This window comes from Parabacteroides sp. AF17-3 (assembly GCF_003635445.1).
In the GTDB taxonomy this organism is placed as follows: domain Bacteria; phylum Bacteroidota; class Bacteroidia; order Bacteroidales; family Tannerellaceae; genus Parabacteroides; species Parabacteroides goldsteinii.
Map to the genome: position 1 here is coordinate 223,553 of NZ_QTMM01000008.1, position 25,932 is coordinate 249,484.

A 25,932-nucleotide genomic window follows, 5' to 3' on the forward strand; every position below is an offset into this window, starting at 1 on the left:
TAGTTCTACTAAGACTATGGTTGACTGGTTTTATACAATTTTTGAAACAATATTATAAACCTGAAAGGCAAGTGCCATTCATAAATTTAACTATTATGCAAAACAAACTAAAGAAATGGGTCGTTCCCGACGGGATGGAATTAGTAGTAGGGAAGAGACGGAATGTATTTAAATTGATCAGAAAATCAAATGACATTTTTTATTTATCGTAAAATTATACATTATGAAAACAAAGACACTGTTAGGTCTTTTTGTTCCTCTGTCATTGGTTTGCACACCATCGTTGCTTGCAGCAGATGAGGCGCTAGGCATTGAAAGAGAGAATACTGAAATTAACCTTCATTCTGGTGTAAAAAGTGAAACAAGGCCATTCGTTGGAGGTGTTTTGCAGAGTTCAAAATTTAAAGGTAAGATCTCAGATACCGGAGGTGACCCTTTGCCCGGTGCTACGGTTCAGATTAAGGGGAGTACAAAAGGAGTGATTGCCGATGTAGATGGAAATTTTGAATTTGATGGTCTCAAGGTGAACGATATACTGATCGTTTCCTTTATTGGTATGGAACCCCAGGAAATTACGTATAAGGGGGAAAAGTTTTTAAACATCGTCTTGGAACCGAAAGCAGATGTTTTAGATGAAGTAACGGTTGTCGCTTTTGCAAAACAGAAAAAAGAGAGTGTGGTTTCTGCCATCACAACAGTAAAACCGGCAGAACTCAAAATTCCGAGTAGCAACCTGACCACAGCCTTTGCAGGTCGTGTAGCCGGTTTGATTTCTTACCAGACAAGCGGTGAACCGGGAAAGGATAATGCAAACTTCTTCATCCGAGGTATCACGACATTCGGAGCGGAAGCTAAAAAAGACCCGCTGATTTTGATTGATGGTATCGAATTGGGAACAGAAGACTTGTCTCGTCTGAATACTGACGATATTGCCAGCTTTACGATCATGAAGGATGCCACAGCTACGGCATTATATGGAGCACGTGGTGCCAATGGTGTAATCTCTGTAACAACTAAAGAAGGACGTGAGGGGAAGGTCTCTGTTAATGTTCGTGTGGAAAACTCGTTTTCAACTCCTACCGAGAAGATAAAATTGGCAGATCCGGTCACTTATATGCGTATGCATAATGAAGCGATCAAAACACGTGATCCGATGGGTTTGGCATTGTATACCCAAGAAAAAATAACCATGACCGAACGTGGCCTTTATCCGAATCTGTTCCCAGCCACAGATTGGTATGATACCATGTTCCGTGATTTGACGATGAACCAACGTGCAAATATTAGTGTAAGCGGTGGTGGTAAGGTAGCCCGTTATTATGTAGCGGCCAATATGACACGCGACAACGGTAATATGAAGGTTGACAAGCGTAACAACTTTAACTCAAATATCAATTTGATGAAATATACGATCCGTTCGAACGTGAATGTGAACTTGACAAAGACTACCGAGTTGGTTTTACGTATGAGTGCGGCATTCGATGATTATTCCGGACCAATAGGTGGCGGTAGTACCATGTATAATCATGTGATGCAGGCCAATCCGGTATTATTCAAACCCTATTATGAACCGGACGAGCAGTATTCTTATGCGAACCATATTTTGTTTGGTAACTACGGAGATGCCAATTATATCAATCCCTATGCCCAGTCATTAAGAGGATATAACGAATACAGTAAAAATACCATGCTGACTCAGTTTGTTGTGAATCAGGACCTGGATATGATAACCGAAGGTTTAACGGCCAGCGTACTTGTCAATATGGATCGTTATTCGGAATATACCGTGGATCGTGCATATACTCCTTTCTATTATAGCATCAGCTCTTTCGATATGCAGGATCAGTCTTACAAGTTGAGCCGTTTGAACCCGACAACCGGAACAGAATGGATCAATTATCAACCGGGGCAACGCAAAATCAACAGCAGTGTTTATTTGGAAGCGAAAGCAGAATATACCCGCTTGTTTAATGATAAACATACTGTGAATGCTTTGTTTGTTTACACGATGCGTAATCAGAAATCTGGTATTGCGGATAATCTTCAATTGTCATTACCTTATAGAAATATTGGTTTAGCCGGTCGTATGGCTTACAACTTCGACTCTCGTTATTTCGGGGAATTTACTTTCGGTTACAACGGATCGGAACGTTTTTCGAAGAATAACCGTTGGGGATTCTTCCCTTCCGGTGCATTGGGGTGGATGGTTTCCAATGAAGAGTTTTTCGAACCATTAACCGATGTGTTTTCACAATTTAAACTGAAAGGATCTTACGGTATGGCCGGTCAGGACCAGATCGGTAGTGGAAATGATCGTTTCTACTATCTTTCGGATGTGAACATGGGTGCAGGTTCTTCCGTTCATTGGGGTACTTTGATGGATTATAATCCTGGCGGAGTAAAGTTTAATCGTTATGCCAATGATGAAATCGGTTGGGAAACATCTTATAAGATGAATGTCGGCTTTGAAGCAACAACCATTTTCGGGCTATCTGCTAATGTGGAATATTTTACCGAACGAAGAAAAAACATCCTTTTGAACCGTATCATTCCGGGAACAATGGGTATTGTACCGGATGTAAAAGCCAATTTGGGTAAAGCGAAAGGGCATGGTGTCGATATGGAATTCAATTATGAAAAGAGTTTCAATAAAGATTTATGGATGACCGGACGTGCAACCTTTACATATGCGACCAGCGAAGCTGTAGAATGGGAAGAGCCGGACTACAGCGCTACTCCCTGGTTATCGAAAGTTGGCAAATCATTAGGACAGGAATGGGGATATATAGCCGAACGTTTGTTTATTGACGATGAAGAGGTAAAAAATTCACCGACACAATTCGGAGAATATAAGGCCGGCGATATTAAATACCGGGATGTGAACGGGGATGGAAAAATATCAGAATTAGATAAAGTACCTATCGGTTTCCCGACAACTCCGGAAATCAACTATGGTTTCGGTCTTTCTGCCGGCTATAAAGGAATTGACGCCTCTTTCTTTTTCCAGGGTTCCGGACGCCAGTCGTTCTGGTTGGATCAAAAGAAGGTATCTCCTTTTATCGATGGAAATTCGGGGACAGACCATGACGATGGTATGACCGGGCAAAATCAGGTATTACAAGTTATCGCTGATAATTATTGGTCTGAGAGCAACCGTAATCCGTATGCTTTCTGGCCCAGATTGTCTAGTCAAACCATATCTAACAATAATCAAACCAGTACCTGGTTCATGCAGGACGCGACATTCCTTCGGTTGAAGTCGGTTGAAGTCGGTTATACGCTTCCTAGAGACTTGCTCAAGAAGATCAAAGTACAGAACTTCCGCGTGTATGTCAGTGGAACGAACCTCTTGTGCTGGAGTAAATTCAAGCTATGGGATCCGGAAATGGCTGGTAACGGCTTTGGATATCCGATTCAGCGTGTTTTTAATGTCGGCATTAACTTAGGATTCTAAAACAATAAAAACGAAAGAAAATGAAATCAATATTTAAATATATTTTATGCACCTGTGTGGCTGTCACTGCAACATCCTGCGACTTTTTGGATGTCGTTCCGGACAACATTGCAACGGAAGAGCATGCTTTTGCAGATCGTTATACGGTCGAAAAATATTTGGCAACCTGTTATTCAAAGTTTCCGGCTACAATGAACAGAAATGCAAACCCTGCTATTTTCGGCGCTTTGGAAATGATTTTAAATACGGAATATAATACGGAAAAAGGAATGCAATTCGGATTAGGCCTCGATAGTTCGACGAGTGCCCTTATCAATTATTGGGGTACTGGAGGATTGTATGCAGGGATTCGTGAGTGCAACACTTTTATGAAAGGAATTGTCAACGTTGAAGATCTGGACGAATACGAAAAACAACGTATGATTGCCGAGGTTAAACTGATAAAAGCCTATCTGCACTTCTATTTGTTGTCGTATTACGGTCCTATTTGCCCGCTGCGTGAAAGTCCTCCTGTGACAGAATCGACTCAGGGAGTTCGTGTTTATCGTGAGAAAGTAGACGACTGCTTTCAATACGTTATGGATTTGATCAACGAAGTGATAGATAGTGAAAGTTTACCGTTAGTACTTACCAACCCGTCATCGGAACTAGGTCGTTTTACACAACCGGCAGCTCACATGCTAAAAGCTAAAGTGCTATTGTATTGGGCCAGCCCTTTGTTTAATGGAAACACAGACTATAATAGTTTTCTGGATCATAATGGTGAACCGTTCTTTAATCAGGTTTATGACCCTACCCGTTGGACGGCTGCGGCAGAAGCATGTAAAAAAGCAGTAGAAGTGAGTGAAGCGGCTGGTATCCGTTTGTATCAAACATCAGATTATGTGGCAACAAAACCCTTGTCCGATCAAACGTTGTTGGTACAAACATTAAGAGGTGTGATTAGTCACAGATGGAATCCCGAAGTTATTTGGAGTAATACGGCTTCGATTGTCGACGGTGGTTTCCAAATGGAATGTTTTACTTATTTTGAAACTTCTACTTCATTAAATAATGTATGGCAAAAAATGAGTGTGCCTTTATCGACAGTAGAACGATTTTATTCAAAAAACGGTGTTCCTATTGAAGAAGATAATACGTATGATTATGCCAGTCGTTATAGTTTACGTGTCAGTGATGCGGAACATCGCTATTATATTCAGCGAGGAGAACAAACAGCAGCTTTGAATTTTGACCGTGAACCGCGCTTTTATTCTACTTTAGGATTTGACAGAGGTAAGTGGTATGGAAATTCTTATAAAAACATGCCGGATGATGATGCAGAATGCTTGTATCCTAAAAATCGTTTCGGAGAAGTTTCTTCCGTTGGAAACCCGGGGCACTATAACGCAACCGGTTATTGGCCTAAAAAACTGGTTTCCATCAATAGCTCTTTCCGGGATGCCAACAGTATCACTTGGGAATCTTATCCTTTCCCCGATATGCGTTATGCCGATTTGTTATTAATGTGCGCGGAGGCTTTGAATGAATCGAAAGATGCACCGGATGCCGAAGTGTACAAATATATCGATATGGTACGCGAACGTGCCGGCCTTAAAGGTGTTGTTGAGTCTTGGAGTAAATATTCCAAACAACCGAACAAACCGACCACCAAAGAAGGAATGCGTGATATAATCCGACAGGAACGTAAAATAGAATTAACATGTGAGGGTTCTTATTACTGGGATAGCCATCGTTGGAAAACTGCTTTGGCTGAGCAAAATCGTATCATTGAAGGTTGGAATATCAATGCTTCAGATGTTAAAAACTATTATACGCCAACAGCCATTTACGAGCAATCTTTTGAATTTAAAAACTATTTTGCTCCTATACCTGAGTCAGAAATAGTAAAAAACCCACTGTTACGTCAGAATATGGGATGGTAATTATTAATCTATATTATTTATGACATACATATGAATACCAGATATTTAAAGTTTACATTATTACTTCCGTTTCTTTTTTCTTGTTCAGAAAAAGAGCAGTTACCGATCAGTGAAAGCTTAGGTAAACCGGGAGTTGTTACCAATGTTGTAGTTGAACCCACAGCCGGTGGGGCTGTTGTCTCTTATAAAATTCCCAATACGGAAGATTTATTGGCGGTAAAATGTTTATATACTACGACTAATGGTAAGGAGTATGAAGTGACAGCTTCATATTACGAAGATAAATTGGCAATCCAGGGTTATAATGACACTTCGGAGCATACAGCAACTCTTTATGCAGTGAATCGTGCTCAGGAGTTGTCAGATCCGATAGAAGTGAAGTTTACCCCATTGGAATCAGCTTTGGCTAAAGCTATCAAATCAGTAGCAATTGAGCAAGACTTTGGCGGTGCCCGCTTCAGCTGGAGGAATCCGGAAAAGGCGCCTCTTAACATTGAATTTCTAGCTCCGGATTCCACTGGGGAAATGTCAACCATGAATATTATGATGAGTGATATTGACGAAAATGTTTACAACATCAGAGGTTATGCTCCGGAACCTAAAAATTTCTCCATGATAATAAACGATAATTTTGATAATTATTCCGACACTCTCACTGCAGAAGTTATTCCTTTGTTCGAAGAAAAATTGAACAAAAAGAATATGCGTGTAATGAATTTGGCAAACGATAAAAGTTTGACGAATTGGGAAGGAAAAGACGCTTATATATTAGACGATGACCATAATACTTTTGGATGTTTTATTACAAATGCTTTACCGGGTGCTCCGGCTACTTTCGATTTAGGAACTGTTGCTAAACTGAGTCGATTGGTTGTACACCAACGTATTTATAACTTTGGTGCAAACATTGCTTATGGTCATGGTAATCCAAAAACATTTGAGGTATATGTATGTGACCATGAACCCAGCCAAAGTGGAGATTGGAGCGAATGGACAAAAGTGATGGACTGTGAAATTGTGAAACCTTCCGGATCTCCTGGTTCTACCGTGACGGATTTGGACATGGATGTTGCTAATAACGGACATGAGTTTTCATTTGACGTATCCCTGACTTCGGTACGATATGTCCGTATAGTCTTTATGTCTGCTTTCGGAGGAGCGACCTTCTCGAATATTGCAGATGTTGACTTTTATGGCCAAATCGAAAAATAATGTATAGTATCAACAAATTAACAAGAAAATTATGAAAAGAATATATAGTTTAGCGATACTGGCTGCTTCCATTTTATCTTTCACTTCTTGTGAAGATTTCATGGATATACATGAAGAGTATATAGAAGGTGGTGAGATTATTTATGCTCCTAAACCGGATTCCGTAAGCTTTATTGCAGGTAAAGGACGAGTTTTATTTAATTGTCGTACCTATAATGCCCCGAATGTCCGTTCTATAGATGTATATTGGAATGACGGACTTGACTCTTTGATTATTCCTGTTGAACTGAAGACCGGTTACGATAGTATTTCTGTCATATTGGATAATTTGGAAGAAAAATCTTATACATTCAATATACAGACAACTGATAATTTCGGACATAAATCGTTGTTTATGACAGATTTTGGTACTTCTTATGGGGATACTTACCAAGCAACATTGAATGATCGTCTGATAGAAAGTTTGTCACTGTCGGATCAGGAAGGAACAATCAAGTGGTATTATGCACCTCAATATTTGGTTCGTAGTGAAGTACGTTATGTGAAAAAAGATGGTTCACAAGCAATAGCAAAAGTCCCTTCTACAGATGATTTAGTTCTATTACCGGATGTAAAGTCGGGTTCAACCTTTGAATACAGGTCTTTGTATATTCCGGAAGCAGCAGCGATCGATACATTTGCCACTGCATGGAAAGAATATGAAACACCTTTCCCGACAGAATATAAATATGACTGTAGTTCGTGGAAGGTTTTGTCCGTTTCCGATGTATCGACCTCCGAAGGTGGTGGAATGGATGCATTGATAGACGATGATTTGAGTACCTATTGGCAGTCGGCCTACGAAGGCGGGGATGCACCTCTGCCTCATTGGGCCGTAATAGATATGCAGACACCGAAAATGATTTCCAGGGTTGAATTGTATCGCCGGTCAGGTAACACTGATACCAAAAGTGTTGAGTTATATGTATCCGATCAACCGGATGCCAATACAGGTAACTGGACAAAAATAGGAACTGCCGTGTTTGACGAAGGAGACAGTTCATCAATTACATTACCGGAGACTAGCGGGACAGGCAAGGGACGCTACCTGAAATTATTACTTCCGGATAGTAACCGTGAACCCTATACAAATGTTGCTGAAGTATATGTTTATGGTAAATAGGAAAACGGAATACTAAATACTATCATCCGTCTGAAGAGCCATTTTTCAACTTAATAAATAAGTGAAGAATGGCTCTTTTTGCTTTTTATGCCTGTAGTTCCGTATTTGAAGCATTTCTTATAAATTAGTTCCGAATTAAAGTCTTTTGTTTTATTTATTGTATGGGCCGAAAAGAATAAATGTCGTTAATTTGCCTGTGGAAATTGTATTAATATCATTAAAACACAAAATACGTATATGAATGTAAGGAAACTATTCTACTTGCTGGTTTCGGTTTTATGCCTGCAATCGGTCAGTGCAACAGATTTTACGGTTCCGCGTCTTTCCCCTTTGCCCGTAAAGGTGGAGAAGCAAAAGATCCCTTTGGGAGGGAACTGGCAGTTCAATCCATTTCCGGAAAAAGAATTCTGGAAGCAAGGAAATGTTACCAACTGGAAAAGTATCGAAGTGCCCGGCGAATGGGTAATGCAAGGCTTTGAAGTGGAAAAAGGAAAGGCGGCCGGTTATTTCCGTACGTTTTCCGTCCCTTCTTCCTGGAACGGCCAACGGATCAAACTACGCTGCAACGGTATATATAGCGATAGCCATATTTATATAAATGGTAAGGAAGCCGGAGCCCATCTGGGCGGCTTTACCGCCTTTGAACTGGATGTAACGGAGCTGGTACAGACAGGAAAAGAGAACAGAATTGCTGTGTCGGTGAGATCGGAAAGCCTTGCCGATTCGACTTCCAGCGGTTCCCAGTACGCTGTTCATCCGTTGGGAGGGATAACAAGGGATATGTATCTGTTTACCTTACCGGATGTAAATATGTCGATGTTTCATGTAAATACTTCTTTTGACAGTACTTATATGGATGCCGTACTGAAAACGGATATTGAAATTAGCAATGAATCATCGGTTCCCGCTTCAAACCTTTCCCTTCATTTCTCTTTGGAAGATGCAAACGGAAAAGAGATCGCGTTAAAACAAAATACTAACCCGGTTCAAAAGATAGCAGCAGGTGCGACAGAGAAAGCCTGCCTCTCTTTCAGTATCGCAAAACCGGAGAAATGGGATTCCGAGCATCCTTATTTATATACGTTGACCTGCCGTTTGAAAGACGGAAAGAAGGTGTTGCATGAAACGGTACGCCGGGTAGGTTTCCGCCAGGTGGAAGTTCGCGGCAACCAGATGTATATAAATAATATGCCGGTAAAGCTGCGGGGTGTTTGCCGTCATGAGGTCATGCCGTTGCGCGGACGTTCTGTGAATGACGGCATGTGGCGGAAAGATGTCGAGTTGTTCCGTCGTGGTAATGTGAATTATATCCGTACGTCCCACTATCCGCCCGATGAAGCCTTACTGGAAGCCTGCGATGAACTGGGAATGCTGGTAGAAGTGGAAGCTCCTTTCTGCTGGGCACATAACACGAATGTACCGGAAGAGATGCATGATGCCGTACTGGTGAACCAGCATGTCGAGATGGTAAACCTGAACCGCAGCCATCCTTCCGTTATTATGTGGTCGCTGGGAAATGAATCATTGAAATATGCCGAATATTTCAAAAAGGCGGGAGAAGTCGTGAAGCAGATGGACCCGACACGTCCGCGCATCTTCAGCCAGTGGGGACCGGATGCCGATAACGGCGAACTGGAAGTAACCAATCATCATTATCCCGGACCTACCGGACCGAATAAATACCGCAATAGCAAACGCCCCGTCACATTCGACGAGTTCTGCCACCTGAATGCTTACAACCGCTTGGAACTGGCGGCCGATCCGGGACTTCGTTCGATGTGGGGACCTCTGCTGGACCAGATGTGGAATGATATGTATCATAGCCAGGGTGTTCTGGGCGGTGCGATATGGGCCGGTATCGACGATACCTTCTTCCTGCCGGGTGAAAAGGCGGTCGGTTACGGAACCTGGGGACCGATAGATGGATGGCGGCGTGAGAAACCGGAATATTGGGGAATGAAGAAAGCATTCAGTCCGGTTAAGATCGTACAGAAAGGAAATATGTCGGCCGACGGTATTGTCCGTTTCCATGTGGAGAACCGTCATAATTTCAGTGATCTGTCGGAATGTTCCATCGTGTGGAAAGCCGGGGGAAAGAGCGGCAGGGTAACAACCGATATGGCTCCCCGCTCGGAAGGAGAGTTCGAAATTCAGTTGCCGGAATCTTTACGGAATACGGAAAAGCTGGAACTGACGGTTACCGGTGTCCGTGGTTTTGTGATCGATGAATACAGTTTCCGTATTTTACCGGAACAGATCAAGCCACAGGGACAAGGGCAGTCAGGACAACTCTCTTGTCAGGAAAAAGCCGATGTTATCGAGATTCAGTCGGTAGGAGGTGTGTTTACTGTGGATAAACGCAACGGATTGTTGTCTGCCGGTCAGGGAGGAAATGCCGTATTGCTGCAATCACCTGCTTTGATAGTACTGCCGTTGAATGGAGATGGCGAAGGTGTCCAGATGGTCGGAAAAGACCAGAAGTTCAAGCCATATAACCCAGTCTGCGAAAATTGGATAGCTCAGTCTGTTACCTGCCTGCCGGGTGATGAACTTATTAGTATAAAAGTAAAAGGAATTTATAAAGAAGCCGAAGGCATATTTGAATATCGTTTTCATAAGAACGGAGAAGTCACTTTTGTCTACGACTTCACTATGCTTCAGGATATTTCCCCGAGACAAACAGGGTTGGTATTTACTTTACCTTCTTCTTTTACCCATCTGGACTGGAAGCGGAAAGGCTATTGGAGTGTATATCCGGAAGACCATATAGGAGCATTGACGGGACAAGCTGAAGCATTCGATGCCTCTTTGCCTGTATCCGGACTGGCAGGTCCTTCCAAACAACCTGTAAAATCCTGGTCGTATGACCAGACGGCAGCTGGTTCAAACATGTTCCGTTCTACGAAGGAGAATATTTACTCAGCCCGGCTGAAAGACGGATCAGGACAATCTGTCACAGTGAAATCCGACGGAACGCAGTATGTCCGTGCCTGGATAGAAGGCGATGCAATCCGCTTATTAGTTGCCGATTATAACAATCCGGGGAAGGAAAACTTCCTGATCCCTCATGCCGAGAAAGAATACAAGCCGTTGCGAAAAGGCGATAAAGTACAGGGGAAAGTAACGGTTTCTTTTCATCCGTAAAGACAGATCTAAAATAGCAGAAAAAAAGGTCCGGTGTTTTGAAATGTTAAGACAGGACTTTTGATTACAAAATAAGGGACTTTTGAATGCAAAAGTCCCTTATTTTTTTTCAGAGATATTTATCTTGTTAAAATTGAACATTAGAACGGCTTAGAAAAAAATCAGTGGGGATAGACATATAAGTTAGGCTTCTCCAATTTTCTAGTGACAATTTTTATATAAAAACCTCCTCTCTCAGTGTGTTTTTATTTCTCATCTTTCAGTTTTCAGGTATCTTCTGTCCTTTGATGTTCATGGTTTGTATGCTGAAAAATGTTTTAAGAATGAGAGAAGACTTATCTTACAGGTAAAAAATACCAATAGTTTTCTAAATGGGTAAATATCTGTCTGTCCTCCGATGCCTCTCCGTTTTTTATCGGACAGGTACCCCTCTTTTATCGTATAAGCCTTCGCATTTTTTCTCCTTTCAGCCGGATCCTTTGAATATTAAAGCTGCAAACAGGGATGAAACCTGAAAGATGAGAATAAAGGATGAATAGGTAGCACTATAGTGTTAACCACCTTTACACAGTAGAGCTAATGGTACTGATACTACTATGCTAGCAAGATGACATAGTAGTACTGGCATGATGGCATTACTAAGTCGCCCATATCGGGTGAATACCTATTAATAGATCTATCCCCATGGATTTGTCTGCTATACCCTATAATGTACATACCAATACAATATAGAGTATCGGTATGTACATTATAGGGTATGACCTGCCGGGATATAGGAAAAAAACGTACGCTTTTCTTCCAACGGATAGGCAGGGAATGGCGAACGGATGCCTATCCGTTCTTTTTAACGAACTATTGTAGGATATCAGGGATAGATATGTAGAACGTGTAAAGTAAGTTTATTTGCGTATCCTTATAGGGTAAACGGGCTTTTCTACGTCTAGTAATATAAATAATTATAAAGATTTATACCATGAGAATTGTAAGTAAAGTATTTTTGCTTTTTTGTATTTTATCTCTGATGTCTTGTCAGAAAGATCCGCAGATACAGGCTGCTTATGACTTGATCGAACGTATTACTCCGGGTTATAGTCAGCAGTTTAGTCTGGAACTGATAGAGCCGGAGAATGGGAACGATGTCTATGAAGTGGCCGGGGAGAACGGCAAGGTTGTGTTGCGGGGGAACAATACGGTATCGTTGGCAACAGCTTATAACCAGTATTTGAAATATCATTGTAATGCCCATGTTTCCTGGTTTGGCGATCAGTTGAATTTACCGGCGACATTGCCTGTTCCGGCAGAGACGACACACCGGATAATTAACGGTAAGTATCGTGTCTATTTTAATTATTGTACCTTGAGCTATACCGGTGCCTGGTGGGATTGGGAACGTTGGCAGCGTGAGATCGACTATATGGCTATGAATTCGATCAATACACCTTTGTCGGTTGTCGGTTTGGAAGGTGTTTGGTATAATACACTGCTTCGTTTCGGTTTTACGGATGAGGAAGCGCGTTCTTATCTGGTCGATCCTGCCCATTTTGCCTGGCAGTGGATGCCTAATATCGAAAGTTTTGGCGGACCGCTGCCGAAATCGTGGATCGATTCGCATATTGCTTTGGGTAAACAAGTGGTAAACCGTCAGTTGGAATTAGGCATGACACCGATACAGCAAGGTTTTTCCGGTGTTGTACCTCGTAAGATGATGGAAAAGTTTCCGGAGGCAAAGATACAGAAACAACCGGATTGGTATGGATTTGAAGGTATCTGCCAGTTAGATCCGCTGGATCCGTTGTTTACGGAACTGGGGAAAACTTTTCTGGAAGAGGAACAGAAATTATATGGAACTTACGGACTCTATGCTGCCGATCCTTTCCATGAAAGCAAGCCGCCTGTGGATACCCCTGAATATCTGAATGCTGTAGGTTCTTCCATCCATAAATTGATGAAGACGTTCGATCCGGATGCCTTGTGGGTGATGCAAGCCTGGAGCTTCCGGAAAGATATTGCATCCGTCGTACCGAAACATGACCTGCTCGTATTGAGCCTGAACGGGGCGTTAGGGGGAGAAGATCATTTCTGTAATCATGATTTTGTGGTTGGTAATCTGCATAACTTCGGCGGACGTGTCAATCTTCACGGAGATTTGCCGCTGGTATCATCCAATCAGTTTATGAAAGCGAAACAGAAAACGCCGAATGTGGTAGGTTCCGGTTTATTCATGGAGTCGATCGGACAAAATCCTGTATTTTATGAGTTGGCATTTGAAATGCCGGTTCATCAGGATTCGGTAAAGCTGGAAGAATGGTTGAATAAATATGCGGAACGTCGTTATGGCGCATTTTCGGATGCCGCCAATAAGGCCTGGGAGTTATTGCTGGCGGGTCCTTATCGGGCCGGGACGAATGGGGTCGAGTCCAGTTCGATCATCTGTGCCCGTCCTGCTGTGGATGTGAAGAAGTCGGGGCCGAATGCCGGTTTTAATATTCCTTATGATCCGCAATCATTGATAGAAGCTGAAGTATGTTTATTACAGGATGCGGAACAATTGAAAGGATCCGGACCTTATCGTTTCGATATTGTAGATGTACAACGTCAGATTATGTCAAACCTGGGACAGGAAATACATAAAAAAGCCGCCGAGGCATTTAAGAAAAAGGATAAAGAGGCATTTGCTCTGCACTCCGGACGTTTCCTCGAGTTATTAAAAGATGTAGATATCTTGCTTCGTACCCGTACAGAGTTTAACTTTGACCAGTGGTTGACTGATGCCCGTGCCTGGGGAACGACCGATGAAGAACGCAATTTGTTTGAAAAGAATGCCTCTTCACTGGTGACTATCTGGGGCGGACAGGTCGATGTACGTCAATTTGATTACTCATGGCGTGAATGGACCGGTTTGATCGAGGGATATTATCTGCAACGTTGGAAACAGTTCTATGATATGTTGCAGGGACATCTCGATAACGGAACGATTTATAGGGAGGAAGATGCAAAGATGGATTTAGGCCGTCAGGCTTTCCGTGCGAATGAGTTTTATGATTCGTTGGCTGACTGGGAGTTGGCTTTCGTTGATCGTCCGGGTAAGGCCCGTACTCCGGTAACGGAAGGAGATGAAGTGGCTGTTGCCCGCCGAATGTTGGACAAATACAAACAATTATCAAAAGAATACTACAATGTTGAGAAAACAAATTAAGTACCTGATGGTATGTTCGTTTCTGGCTCTGCCTTGTGTTATGCAGGCGCAGGATGATGTAACGAATGCCTTCGATGACTTGAAAAGACAGGGTACGGTGAATGAGCAGGACTCGGAAATGCGCCGTGTGGCTTCATCGGATGCGGTGAAGAGGTTGATACAGGAAAACCCGGAAGCCGGTTACTTCTGTTTTACAGAAGACCGGGAACACGATATCCGTATGACGGATGCAATCCCTGTGCGTTGGGTGGAACGGTCGGCCGATTCACGTACAAAGTTCCGGGGCGATTGTCTTCCGGGTGAGTTCTATACCTGGCAGGTAGGAATCTTCGCTCCGTATGAAACCTTGTCGGACGTATCTGTTATCTTCTCTGACTGGAAGAATGAAAAGGGGAATAAGATTCCGGCTTCTGCTTTCCGTTGTTTTAACCTGGGAGGGACTGATACGAATGGCCAATCTTTTAAAAAGACGGTGAATGTCTCCAAAGGAAATGTGCAGGCATTATGGATCGGTTCCGATGTACCTGTAACGGCAAGCGGCGTTTATAAAGGAAAAGTTACGATCAAAGCTGCTGATGCCAAACCGGTAGAGATCGCATGTGAATTGACCGTACAAGGTTCTCCCATTGCCAACCACGGGGATAACGATGGATGGAGGAAAACCCGCCTGCGCTGGCTGGATTCTTCCATCGGTAATGCCGATGAACCGACGGCTCCGTATGTCCCGGTTCAATTACAGAAACAAACGATTTCCTGGTTGGGAGGAACGATGGAGCTGTCGAAAGAAGGTCTTCCTCAATCCCTTTCTACCCGTTATGATCAGAGTAACCAGTTGAACGATCAGAGCAATAATCCTGTTCTGGCAGGAGAAATGCGGTTCGTGATAGAAACGGAGAATGGCGAAGAAGTGCTGAAACCCGGTTCCCTGCGGATCACCGGACGGAATAATGCGTCGGTAAACTGGATAGCTACCCGGAAAAACCGTAATTTTGAAGTACAGTGTTCCGGTAAATTCGGTTTCGACGGCCTGGTCGATTATCAGATACAGGTGAAATCCCTGGGAGACGTGAAAGTAAAGGATATCCGCCTGGAAATACCTTATACTTCGTATGCTGCCAAATATATGATGGGATTGGGACATAAAGGTGGTTTCCGTCCGGACTCTGTAATTAACTGGCAATGGAATGTCGACAAACATCAGGATAAGATCTGGATGGGAAATATAAATGCCGGTCTGAATTTCTGCTTCAAAGATGAAAACTATGTCCGCCCGCTGGTGAATATCTATTATGGTTTAGGTAAACTGAACCTGCCTGCTTCGTGGGGAAATGCCAATAAGGGCGGTATCGATATTCTGCCCGATAAAGACGGTACAGTCCTGATGACGGCCTATAGTGGTGAACGTACTATGCAGAAAGGTGATGTTCTTCATTATAATTTCAATATGCTGGTTACTCCGGTGAAACCGCTTAACCTGAAAGAACTGGCGGAAAAACGTTTCTACCATTCCAACAGCGATGTGAGTGCCGGTTATATCCCTGCTGCATTGGAAGCAGGTGCCAATATGATTAATATCCATCATAAGAAAGATGTATATCCGTTCATTAACTATCCTTATTATGATGAAGCAGTTCCGGACCTGAAACGTTTTATCTCGGATGCACACAGCAAGGACCTGGATGTCCGGCTTTATTATACGACCCGTGAGTTGACGGTGAAGATTCCGGAATTATGGGCGTTACGTAGCCTGGGTGGTGAAGTGATCCATGACGGTCCCGGAAAAGATGCCCGTACCCTGATTCACCGGAACGGTCCTCACGAATGGTTGAACAAGAACCTGACGACTCATTTCATTCCGGCCTGGTATAACGCTTTTAAAGAAGGTAAATATGCCGGCGATATGGATATCTCGGTTATTACTACCCCTGATTCCCGCTGGAACAATTACTATCTGGAAGGTTTGGATTGGATGATAAAGAACCTGGGGCTGGATGGTGTTTATATAGATGACAGTGCTCTGGACCATCAGACATTGCAACGTGCCCGTCGTATTATGGATGCCGACGGAAAGCGCCGGCTGATAGATATCCATTCCTGGAACCATATGAACCAGTGGGCCGGTTATGCCAATTCACTGCATTTGTATCTGGAACTGTTACCTTATGTGGACCGCACCTGGATCGGTGAAGGTTTCAGAGCAAATAATACGCTGGATTTCTGGCTGGTGGAAATGTCCGGTATTCCTTTCGGCTTGATGAGTGAAACGCTGGATGCCCGGAACCTATTCAGAGGGATGGTTTACGGAATGCTTCCCCGTTTGCCGTGGAGCGGAAATCCTGTTCCGCTTTGGAAACTTTGGGATGATTTTGGCATGAAGAATGCACAGATGAGAGGTTATTGGGACGAACGTTGTCCGGTGAAAACGGATAATAAGGACATCCCGGCTACCGTTTATGTGAATGGTGATAAAGCGCTGGTGGTACTGGCAAACTGGACGGATATGCCTCAGACGGCTGAAATCACACTGGATGAGGAATTGCTCGGATTCAAACCATCTTCTTATATCTTACCTGAGATTAGAAATACACAATGGGAAGGAAAACTGTCTTCCTTGAAGCAATGTGAGATTATGGGGAGAGGCGGAATGATTATTTTACTGGAAAAATAAAGGAATATATAGGTTAGTTCCGATTTGTATAAGTTAAAGGACCGAAAGATACCATTTCGGTCCTTCTTTTTTCTTCGAAGTGTAAAATCCGGTACTGTCTTTTCTCTATCTTTGCTTCAGAACAAGGGAAAGGAATATCATGGATAACAAGACAACAGAACAGTCTCTTTGGGGACTTTTAGAGGGGATAACGGAGAATCTAAAATATAAACGTTTGGCAGATGTCTTTCGTTTCGTCTCTTTCCAGCCGTTTGAAACATTCGGTCCTCACCAGCATCTGCGCATCGAGATCAACTATGTAAAGAAAGGCAACTGCATCCTTCATCTGGAAAACGAAAGTATCAGTTTCAATGAGAACGAGATGATGATTATCTGTTCGAATGTGGAACATACCTTTGAAGCAGGCTCGGAAGGAACGACACTGATGCAGCTGGAATTTCTACCGGAAATATTTTCCCGTTTCAATCCGCATGCACAGGATGAGACAGGCGAGCTGACTCCCGTAACGATCTTTTCGGAAGAGAACCGCCTGATTAAAATCGTGAATAATGTCCGTATCATGCGGGCTGTCCAACGCATTGTAAACGAGATGAACCTAAAAAATAAATACTATCAATACCTGGTGGTGATGTACTATGCGGAACTGCTGATTCTTATCTATCGTTACATGGATGAATCTTACCTGCCGATTTGTACAAATGAGTCGCTGAAAAAGGCAATTTCCTATATTCGTATGAATTATCAGACCGATATATCCATCAGTGATGTGGCCGGGCAGACCGGAGTAGGCGAACGGTACCTCCGCAAACTGTTTGCACAACACCTGAATCTTTCCCCGCTGGATTATCTGAATCAGATCCGTATTAACAAAGCGATTGAATTGTTGCGCAATACGGAGATGTCGATCAAGGAAATCTGTTTTATCTGCGGGTTCAAATCACCGCAATACTTTTCAAGGGTCTTTAAACAGCAGATGGGGATCACTCCGCGGGAAGTTACCAAGTAGTTTCCGTTTTGTACACATTTTTTTCGTAAAAGGTCCTTCCTGCATACGTTGAGATATGAATTTCGGGCTGACTTTTTGTATACTCCGGCTAACTTTGTGATCAGTAATCATTGAATAATTTATACTGATAAACTATATGGATATGAAAGAATGGAATGATGATAAAGCTCTGTTCTCTTTGATAAAGGAGGAGCTTTATACCGCAGTAATCGGTGACATAATGGATAAGATGGGATATACCCGTCAGTTCCTTCCACCGCAGATTCGTCCGCTTCGGGATGATATGCTGGTGGTGGGACGTGCTATGACCGTGCTGGAGGCTGATGTGCTGGAACATGGCAAAGAGTGCGGAGAAAATCCGTTGCTGAAACGCTCTTTCGGGTTGATGCTCGAAGCGTTGGATGACTTGAAGGAAGATGAAGTATATGTTTGCTCCGGTTCGTCTCCTTGTTATGCTTTGTGGGGAGAGTTGATGAGTGCCCGTGCTATCCAGTGTAAAGCGGCCGGCGCAGTGGTCAATGGATATTCCCGTGATACAAAAGGTATTTTGGCGCTCGACTTTCCCTGTTTTTCTTACGGACCTTATGCACAAGACCAGGCGCCGAGAGGAAAAGTAATTGATTATCGGGTACCTATCGAAATGGATGGCGTGCGAATTAATGATGGCGATATACTGATAGGAGATATCGACGGTGTATGTGTCGTACCCCGCAGCATTGAAGAAGAAGTCTTTACCCGCGCCCTTGAAAAAGCCCGCGGCGAGCGTATGGTATTAAAGAAAATTCAGGAAGGAATGAAAGCACGTGATGCTTTCGATCAGTTTGGTATAATGTAATTAAATCGGAATAGATAATGAAAATCACAGATGTTAAAGTATGGTTGGTACAAGGTATCAAATATAACTGGACGCTACTTAAAATATATACAGACGAAGGCTACACCGGTGTCGGCGAAGCAACCAACTGGCCCGGGAGCCCGATCGTTTTCGAAGCTGCCAAACATGTGGGACAGCGTATTATCGGCCTCGACCCGATGAAAACGGATTTTATCTGGACAAAACTTTATCGTGACCTGAACTGGATCGGCCCGTATGGAGCCAGCCTGTGCGCTATCAGCGGTATCGACATGGCCTTACTGGACCTGAAGGCGAAAGTGTTGGGTGTTCCCTGTTATGAATTACTGGGAGGTGCTTATCGCAAAGATATTCTGTTGTATGCAAACTATTGGTTTACCGGCGGTGGCCATAATGCAAAAGATTATACGGAGCAGGCCCTGAAAGTAAAAGAGGCAGGATTCACCGGATTGAAATTCGACCCGTTTGCACATACCAATTATTTTTATGGAGAAGACCTGGCCTCGAATCTGACTTTGACAGCCGAGCAACAGGACCTGGCTTTCGATGTATCGAAAGCTGTCCGCGACGCGGTTGGACCGGAGTTCGATATTATGATCGAGACGCATGCCATGCTGAACTACCGCGTAGCAGTGAAGATGGCCGAACGGTTGGCAAAGCTGGATATCACCTGGTATGAGGAACCTGCCGGCCCCGAAAGTTCCCAGACTTTGCGGGCTATGCGTGAACGTATCCCTTCGGATGTGGCCATCTGTGTGGGAGAACGCCATTATACCCGTTTCGGTATTCGTTCTTTGTTGGAAAAACATGTCTGTGACGTGATTATGCCGGATATTACCCGTTGCGGAGGCCCTTCGGAAATGAAACGGATGGCTACGATGGCGGAAGCCTATAATGTGCTGATTGCACCTCACAATCCGAATGGGCCGTTATCGACACTGGCTTCTTCGCATGTGTGTGCCGCGATACCGAATTTCTTCCGTCAGGAGTTTATGTTCAACGATGTTCCCTGGAGAGATACGGTGATCGACCATCCGATTGCCGAAATGGTTTACGACGGTCATCTGCATTTGTCCAATCGTCCCGGCTTAGGCGTCGACCTGGTGGAAGAGGAGATGGAGAAACATCCGGGTATTACTACGAACGCTCCCGATAACTTCTATATTTAAGCGTATGAGTTTTACGATAGACTATAAAGATAAAGTGGTGCTTGTTACCGGTGTATCATCCGGCATAGGATTGGGTACGGCTATCGAGTTTGCAAAGGCCGGAGCCCATGTTGCCGGGTGTTCCCGGAAAGCGGCAGGCGATACATGTGCGGTTGCCTTCCGGAAAGCCGTAGAGGCAGAGGGGGTACGGGCCTTATACAGGCAGGCAGATGTGACCTGTCCGGAAGACCTGGAAGCGCTGGTTCGGGAAACGGTCGGCACGTTCGGGCGGATAGATATCCTGGTCTCCAGTGCCGGAGTGAATGTGTTTGAGGGAGCCGAAGGATGTACCGAAGAACGTTGGCAGTATAACCTGGATTTGAATCTGGCTTCCCATTGGCGGTTGTCAAAGTTGTGTAAGCCTTATCTCGAAAAGAGTGGGGAAGGTGTCATCCTGTTGATGACTTCCAACCATGCGTTCGGTACGATACCCGGATGTTTTCCGTATAGCGTTACCAAAACGGCGATAACAGGACTGGTGCGTAACCTGGCAATTGAATGGGGACCAGCCATCCGTACGGTCGGTGTAGCACCCGGTTTTATTGATACGGCGGGCAACGATACCTGGTTTGACTCCTTTCCGGATGCGGAGCAGGAACGCCGGAGAACGATCAACCTGCATCCGGTTAAACGGATCGGCACGGTGGACGAAGTGGGCGCACTTTGTGTCTATCTGGCATCTCCCAAAGCCCGGTTTATCAGTGGAACGACGATTCTGATGGATGGAGGACGTTCGGCCTTGATGCAGGATGAATTTTGACTGATATTGAAATGAAGCATATAATAATCTTCTGCGAAATTGCCTTGCTAATCAGAAAGGCAACTTTGTATATCTTCTATAATTCCTAGCTAATTAGCAAGGCATTTTTGTAGTATGATTATAGTGCCTTTCTGATTAACTAGGCTATTTAGTAGGTAATCTATAATGCCTTTCTAATTAGCGAGGCAATTTCGCAGAGGATTTTGACCATATTTTCAGAAAAAGATATAGAACATTAAATATTGATACCATGAATACTATAGACCTGGTCATTTTTATCGCCTACTGTGCCCTGATCCTGTTTGTCGGCCTGTTTGTCTCCCGGAAGAAAAAAGGAGAAGAACGGGATGCCGGCGATTATTTCCTGGCGGGGCGCGGACTGGCCTGGTGGGCAATCGGTGCTTCGATTATTGCTTCTAATATTTCGGCGGAGCAGTTTGTCGGTATGTCCGGTTCCGGTTATGCAATCGGGTTGGCAATGGCTACTTACGAATGGATTGCGGCGCTGGGACTGATTATCGTCGCCAAATACTTTATTCCGATATTCCTCGAAAAGAAGATATTTACCATGCCCCAGTTTCTGGAGGAACGCTTCGATAAACGGGTCAAGACTGTTATGGCTGTTTTCTGGCTGGCTGTTTTCATCTTTATCAACCTGACTTCCATCCTTTACCTCGGTGCACTGACGATCGAAAAGGTGATGGGTGTCCCTATGATTTGGGGCATTGTCGGACTGGCGGCTTTTGCCGGAATCTATTCCATTTATGGCGGACTGAAGGCGGTGGCGCTGACCGATGTCATCCAGGTGGTATTTCTTATTGGCGGAGGATTGATAACCACTAATATCGCATTGAATATGCTGGGTGGCGGAGAAGGTGTATGGCAGGGAGTCACGAACCTTTATACACAGGCGGAAGATAAATTTCATCTGATTCTCGACAAGTCGCATCCAAGCTATAAGGATTTGCCGGGTATTTCCGTTATTGTCGGCGGACTATGGGTGGCCAACCTCTATTACTGGGGATGTAACCAGTATATCATCCAACGTGCTTTGGCGGCCAAATCGGTAGGAGAGGCGCAGAACGGTATGTTGTTTGCCGGGTTTATCAAACTGCTGGTTCCTTTGTTGGTGGTGATTCCGGGGATTGCAGCCTTTGCCCTGAATGCCCCGTTGGAGAAGTCGGACGAGGCTTATCCGTGGTTGCTCAGCAATCTGCTGCCTGTAGGAGTGAAAGGGATTGCTTTTGCAGCGCTGACAGCGGCTATTGTCAGTTCGCTGGCCTCGATGATGAATAGTATTTCAACTATTTTTACGATGGATATTTATCGCTCTTATTTCAGGAAGGATGCCGGACAGAAGGAGTTGGTTCTGACCGGGAGATGGGCCAGCTTCGGGTCGTTGCTGATTGCGGTATCGATTGCTCCGATGTTGTCGGGGCTGGACCAGGCGTTTCAATATATCCAGGAGTTCACCGGCTTTATCAGTCCGGGGGCATTGGCTATTTTCCTGGCGGGGTTTTTCTATAAGCGGGCAACGGCAAACGGGGCATTGGCTGCGGCTCTCGGTTCGTTTGTGTTTTCTACGCTGATGAAATTCCTTTGTCCCGAATTACCCTGGCTGGACCGTATGGGGATTGTCTTTCTGCTTTGTTGCGGTTTGATCATCCTGTTGGGCAGCAGTAAACAGATGAATGAGGAATATACCACCCATCGTCCCGGTTTGTTCCGTACCAGCCGGCTGTTTAATGTGATGTCATTGATTGTCATTGCTATATTGGTGACGTTTTATTGCCTTTGGTGGTGAATATAGAAATAATTGTAATAACACATAATATGAAAAAGATCTTATTACTTATGGCTTCTTGTTGCTTTATCGGGCATGGGAGTATGGCTGCCGGTTTGCAGGCTTTGCCGATAGATGCATCCTATATCATACCTGCTGAAGTCGGGGGAATGAGTTCGTCCTCCCTGCTGTTAAATGGTGACTGGCAATTCCGTTTCGCCCCGCAGGGTAAATGGAATACCGTTCAGGTTCCGGGAGAACTGGCTATGCAAGGATATGCTATCGAACATGATACGCCTTATCTTTATCGTAAATCATTTACCCTTCCGGCCGATTATAAAGGGAAACGGGTCATTCTTCGTTTCGACGGGGTATATAGCCACGCGGTCCTTTCGGTGAACGGGAAACAGGTGCGTGAACATCATGGCGGTTTTACCCGTTGGGAGACAGATGTGACGGAATTTGTACGGCCGGGAAAAAAGAATGAGATACAGCTTGAAATAACCGATCGCATCGATGATATCTCCTATGCTTCGGGGTATGCCCATCATCCGATTGGCGGTATTCTTCGGGATGTAACGGTTTTCGCCTTGCCGGAAACCTGTTTCTACGATTTTGCGGCGGAGACTCATCTCGATTCGTTATACCGGGATGCCGTGCTGAAAGTATCCTATACCGGCAGGACGGCGGGAAATGCAGAAGTGGTCTACAGCCTGACCGACCCCGCAGGTCGCCAGGTCCCTTTGTCACAAAGTATTTTTGTATTGAAAGAAGACGGAAACAGTAATGAACTCCCCGTCCGCAATCCGTTGAAATGGGATGCCGAACATCCGAACCTCTATACATTAACGGTTACGCTTCGTGAGGAAGGCAAGGAAATCAGCCGCTTCAGTCAGCAAATTGGTTTCCGTGACGTGAAGATTGTAAAGGACCGTATGCTGGTGAACGGCCTTCCCGTTAAGCTGCGCGGAGCCTGCCGCCACGATATCCATCCGACGCTGGGGCGTACCACGACAGCCGAACTGGATAGCCTGGACGCCCTTCGTTTCAAGCAATCGAATATGAACTTCGTGCGTACTTCGCATTATCCGCCCTCCGAACGTTTCCTTCATTTCTGTGATCGTTTTGGTATTTATGTGGAGAGCGAAACGGCCGTCTGCTTTGTCGATACATACCGCCAGAAGAACTATGCTCCCGGCAGGACGCAGGACAGTGCGGAGTTTGCTCCCCGTTATTTGTCACAATGCCGTGAGATGGTGAAGGCATTCCGTTCGCATCCGTCCGTCCTGTTCTGGTCGATTGGAAACGAGAGTGTGTACGGAAAGAATTTCCAGGATTGCTGGGATTGGGTGAAAGCAACGGATACGACACGTCCGGTCATTTTCAGTTATCCCGGTTCGGTGGGCGAGAAGAAGCCGATATATGATATTCTCAGCATGCATTATCAGGATGTGGATGGCAACCTGAATCAATGGGGACGTGCGACGCGTAATTACCAGGGGCATGGCATCCCGGCTTTGTTCGATGAATGGGCGCACCCGGCTTGCTATACCTATAAGACTTTGCAGGATGATCCGAACATCCGTGAGTTCTGGGGAATCTCTATCGATAAGATGTGGAGCGGCCTGTTTGATGCTCCCGGAGGTTTGGGCGGTGCGATTTGGGGATATATCGACGAGACGTTCATGCTGCCCGAACCGAAGATGGGTACTTCTTTCTGGAAAGAATTTGCCCGTACAGCCAAGCCGGAAGATTTCCAGGGCAACTGTGTCGGTTACGGTGAATGGGGAATAGTCGATGTCTGGCGCCGTGAGAAACCGGAGTTCTGGGCAACCAAGAAAGCCTATTCGCCTGTCCGCCTGCTGACGGAACAAGTGGGTGACTATACGACGGGTGAGCGCCTGTTGCTTCCCGTTTACAACCGCTTCGACCATACTGACCTGAATGAAATAAAAGTGCGCTATACATATAAAGGAATAGAGAAAGAGACGCAGACAGCATCCATCGCGCCGCATCAGAAAGGAGTCCTGATTATCCCGGCTGAAAACTGGGAAGAGGGAAGCGAACTTCTTATCCGTTTCTTTACTGCCGGTGGGGATTTAATAGATGCTTCACTTGTGACGCTGGGACAGCCGGCGATTACCTTGCCACAGTCGCACCGTAATGGTCCGCTTCTGGTTGAGGAAAATGCCGATCGTATTGTCGTGAAAGGCGATGGCTTCGAAATACCTTTCTGCAAAGAAACGGGATTAATCTGTAACGCAACGGTCGACGGACGAGTATTTATTGAAAAGGGCCCTTTCCTGAATCTGGATATCAACCTGAATCATCTGACCGGAGCTGAAGTCCGTAAAAGCGCCACCAAGTTCCTGACGGCTGATGCGGATTGGAGAAAACAGAGTATTACGTATATGAAGCAGGGTAAAAATGTACAGGTCATATTGAAGGGCCGTTATAACGATGTCGATACCGATATCCGCCTGTTGATTTCCCCGGAAGGTCGTATGGAAATCAATTACCTGACAAACGGGCAGCCTAATGGTTTCCTGCGTGAAACGGGACTTTCGTTCTATCTTCCCGAAACGATGGAGCAACTCAAATGGAAACGTCGCGGACATTGGAGTTATTATCCGACCGGAGAGTTTGCCGGCAATGAGGGGGAAACTTCTCTCTATAACCCGAATCAGGTGGCATACGGCGAACGTCCGCAGCAACCTTGGCAAATGGATACGCATAATTATTATTACTGGGCCGATGCCGGAGCGAATTGCGATCGTCCGCTTACCCAAATGGCAAAGGGTATGAAGGAGAACATCTATTATTATACGTTGAACGCCGGTAATCCGTCCACCGGCCTGTCGGTTATTTCACCGGATGCCTCCGTTGCCTGCCGCTCCAATAAGCGAGCCGACGGACAACTGATCCTGTATGTCAATAACCGTTGGGATTACCCGGAAATTGCTTGGGGAAACTATTGTAAGACACTCGAAGCTAACCCTTGTTTTGGTAAAATAGAGATCATCTTTTAAACTCGTTTGTAAGAGGTGGTTTTAACCACCTCTTATTTTTTATATCAAAGCAACCCGCATATCCTTTCCAGATAGTTTGCATCGACTTCATCGAAACTATCCGGCTTATCGCTGTCTATATCGAGAACCGCTATGACTTTCCCCTCGCGGATCACCGGAACCACAATCTCTGACCTGGAAGCTGCATTACAGGCTATATGCCCGGGAAACTGCTCTACATCCGGAACAATCAGGGTCTTTGCTTCTTTCCATGCCGTACCGCAAACACCTTTGCCGTGCCGGATGCGGGTACAGGCAATCGGTCCCTGAAAAGGGGCGAGCACCAACATATCTTCTTTTACCACGTAAAAACCTACCCAAAAGAAATCGAATGTCTGTTTCAATGCTGCGGCAACATTCGCCATATTGGCTGTCATATCTGTTTCACCGGCCAGCAACGCTTCTATCTGGGGGAACAACGTTTGGTATTGTTGTTCTTTGTCTCCTTCCGTTATGATTAAATTCTCTGCCATATTTAAATTATTATAGGAAA

The 25,932-nt window shown here is 44.7% G+C and carries 14 protein-coding genes; 13 read left to right on the plus strand and 1 reads right to left on the minus strand.

Annotation, left to right across the window (positions count from 1 at the left end; all coding sequences use genetic code 11):
- Positions 1–223: 223 nt before the first annotated feature.
- The 13 genes from DWW91_RS12870 (at position 224) to DWW91_RS12930 (ending at position 25,400) form a co-directional block, all read left to right on the plus strand.
- Complete coding sequence (locus DWW91_RS12870; protein WP_122327954.1) at positions 224–3,454, plus strand: TonB-dependent receptor; 3,231 nt, start codon at positions 224–226, stop codon at positions 3,452–3,454.
- Positions 3,455–3,474: 20 nt separating this feature from the next.
- On the plus strand, positions 3,475–5,379 hold the full coding sequence (locus DWW91_RS12875; RefSeq protein ID WP_122327955.1) for a RagB/SusD family nutrient uptake outer membrane protein: 1,905 nt from the start codon (positions 3,475–3,477) through the stop codon (positions 5,377–5,379).
- A gap of 30 nt (positions 5,380–5,409) precedes the next feature.
- Positions 5,410–6,591, plus strand: coding sequence for a DUF4959 domain-containing protein (locus tag DWW91_RS12880; RefSeq protein WP_122327956.1), 1,182 nt, complete (start codon positions 5,410–5,412; stop codon positions 6,589–6,591).
- A gap of 31 nt (positions 6,592–6,622) precedes the next feature.
- On the plus strand, positions 6,623–7,753 hold the full coding sequence (locus tag DWW91_RS12885; RefSeq protein ID WP_122327957.1) for a DUF4998 domain-containing protein: 1,131 nt from the start codon (positions 6,623–6,625) through the stop codon (positions 7,751–7,753).
- Between the two features lie 237 nt (positions 7,754–7,990).
- Positions 7,991–10,897, plus strand: coding sequence for a glycoside hydrolase family 2 TIM barrel-domain containing protein (locus DWW91_RS12890; RefSeq protein WP_122327958.1), 2,907 nt, complete (start codon positions 7,991–7,993; stop codon positions 10,895–10,897).
- 973 nt (positions 10,898–11,870) lie between these two features.
- Entirely contained in the window at positions 11,871–14,093 is a 2,223-nt protein-coding gene (locus tag DWW91_RS12895) for an alpha-N-acetylglucosaminidase (RefSeq protein WP_122327959.1), read from the plus strand.
- The gene (locus DWW91_RS12900) at positions 14,074–16,761 is read left to right on the plus strand and encodes a glycoside hydrolase domain-containing protein (RefSeq protein WP_122327960.1); all 2,688 of its coding nucleotides are present in this window, start codon (positions 14,074–14,076) and stop codon (positions 16,759–16,761) included. Before DWW91_RS12895 ends, DWW91_RS12900 begins: the two co-directional genes overlap by 20 nt.
- Before the next feature lie 139 nt (positions 16,762–16,900).
- Positions 16,901–17,767, plus strand: coding sequence for an AraC family transcriptional regulator (locus DWW91_RS12905; RefSeq protein WP_007653369.1), 867 nt, complete (start codon positions 16,901–16,903; stop codon positions 17,765–17,767).
- Between the two features lie 142 nt (positions 17,768–17,909).
- The gene (locus tag DWW91_RS12910) at positions 17,910–18,602 is read left to right on the plus strand and encodes an RraA family protein (protein WP_010803519.1); all 693 of its coding nucleotides are present in this window, start codon (positions 17,910–17,912) and stop codon (positions 18,600–18,602) included.
- A 17-nt stretch (positions 18,603–18,619) separates the two neighbouring features.
- Positions 18,620–19,789: a mandelate racemase/muconate lactonizing enzyme family protein gene (locus DWW91_RS12915; RefSeq protein ID WP_046146846.1), complete on the plus strand. Its 1,170-nt coding sequence runs from the start codon at positions 18,620–18,622 to the stop codon at positions 19,787–19,789.
- A gap of 4 nt (positions 19,790–19,793) precedes the next feature.
- A complete protein-coding gene (locus tag DWW91_RS12920) occupies positions 19,794–20,588 on the plus strand; it encodes an SDR family NAD(P)-dependent oxidoreductase (RefSeq protein ID WP_010803517.1) in 795 nt (264 codons plus the stop codon).
- Between the two features lie 250 nt (positions 20,589–20,838).
- A complete protein-coding gene (locus tag DWW91_RS12925) occupies positions 20,839–22,392 on the plus strand; it encodes a sodium/sugar symporter (protein WP_122327961.1) in 1,554 nt (517 codons plus the stop codon).
- A gap of 29 nt (positions 22,393–22,421) precedes the next feature.
- The gene (locus DWW91_RS12930; protein ID WP_122327962.1) at positions 22,422–25,400 is read left to right on the plus strand and encodes a glycoside hydrolase family 2 TIM barrel-domain containing protein; all 2,979 of its coding nucleotides are present in this window, start codon (positions 22,422–22,424) and stop codon (positions 25,398–25,400) included.
- 44 nt (positions 25,401–25,444) lie between these two features.
- Here the strand turns inward: DWW91_RS12930 and DWW91_RS12935 are convergent, their stop codons facing one another.
- The gene (locus DWW91_RS12935; RefSeq protein ID WP_010803514.1) at positions 25,445–25,912 is read right to left on the minus strand and encodes a GAF domain-containing protein; all 468 of its coding nucleotides are present in this window, start codon (positions 25,910–25,912) and stop codon (positions 25,445–25,447) included.
- Between the last annotated feature and the right edge of the window lie 20 nt (positions 25,913–25,932).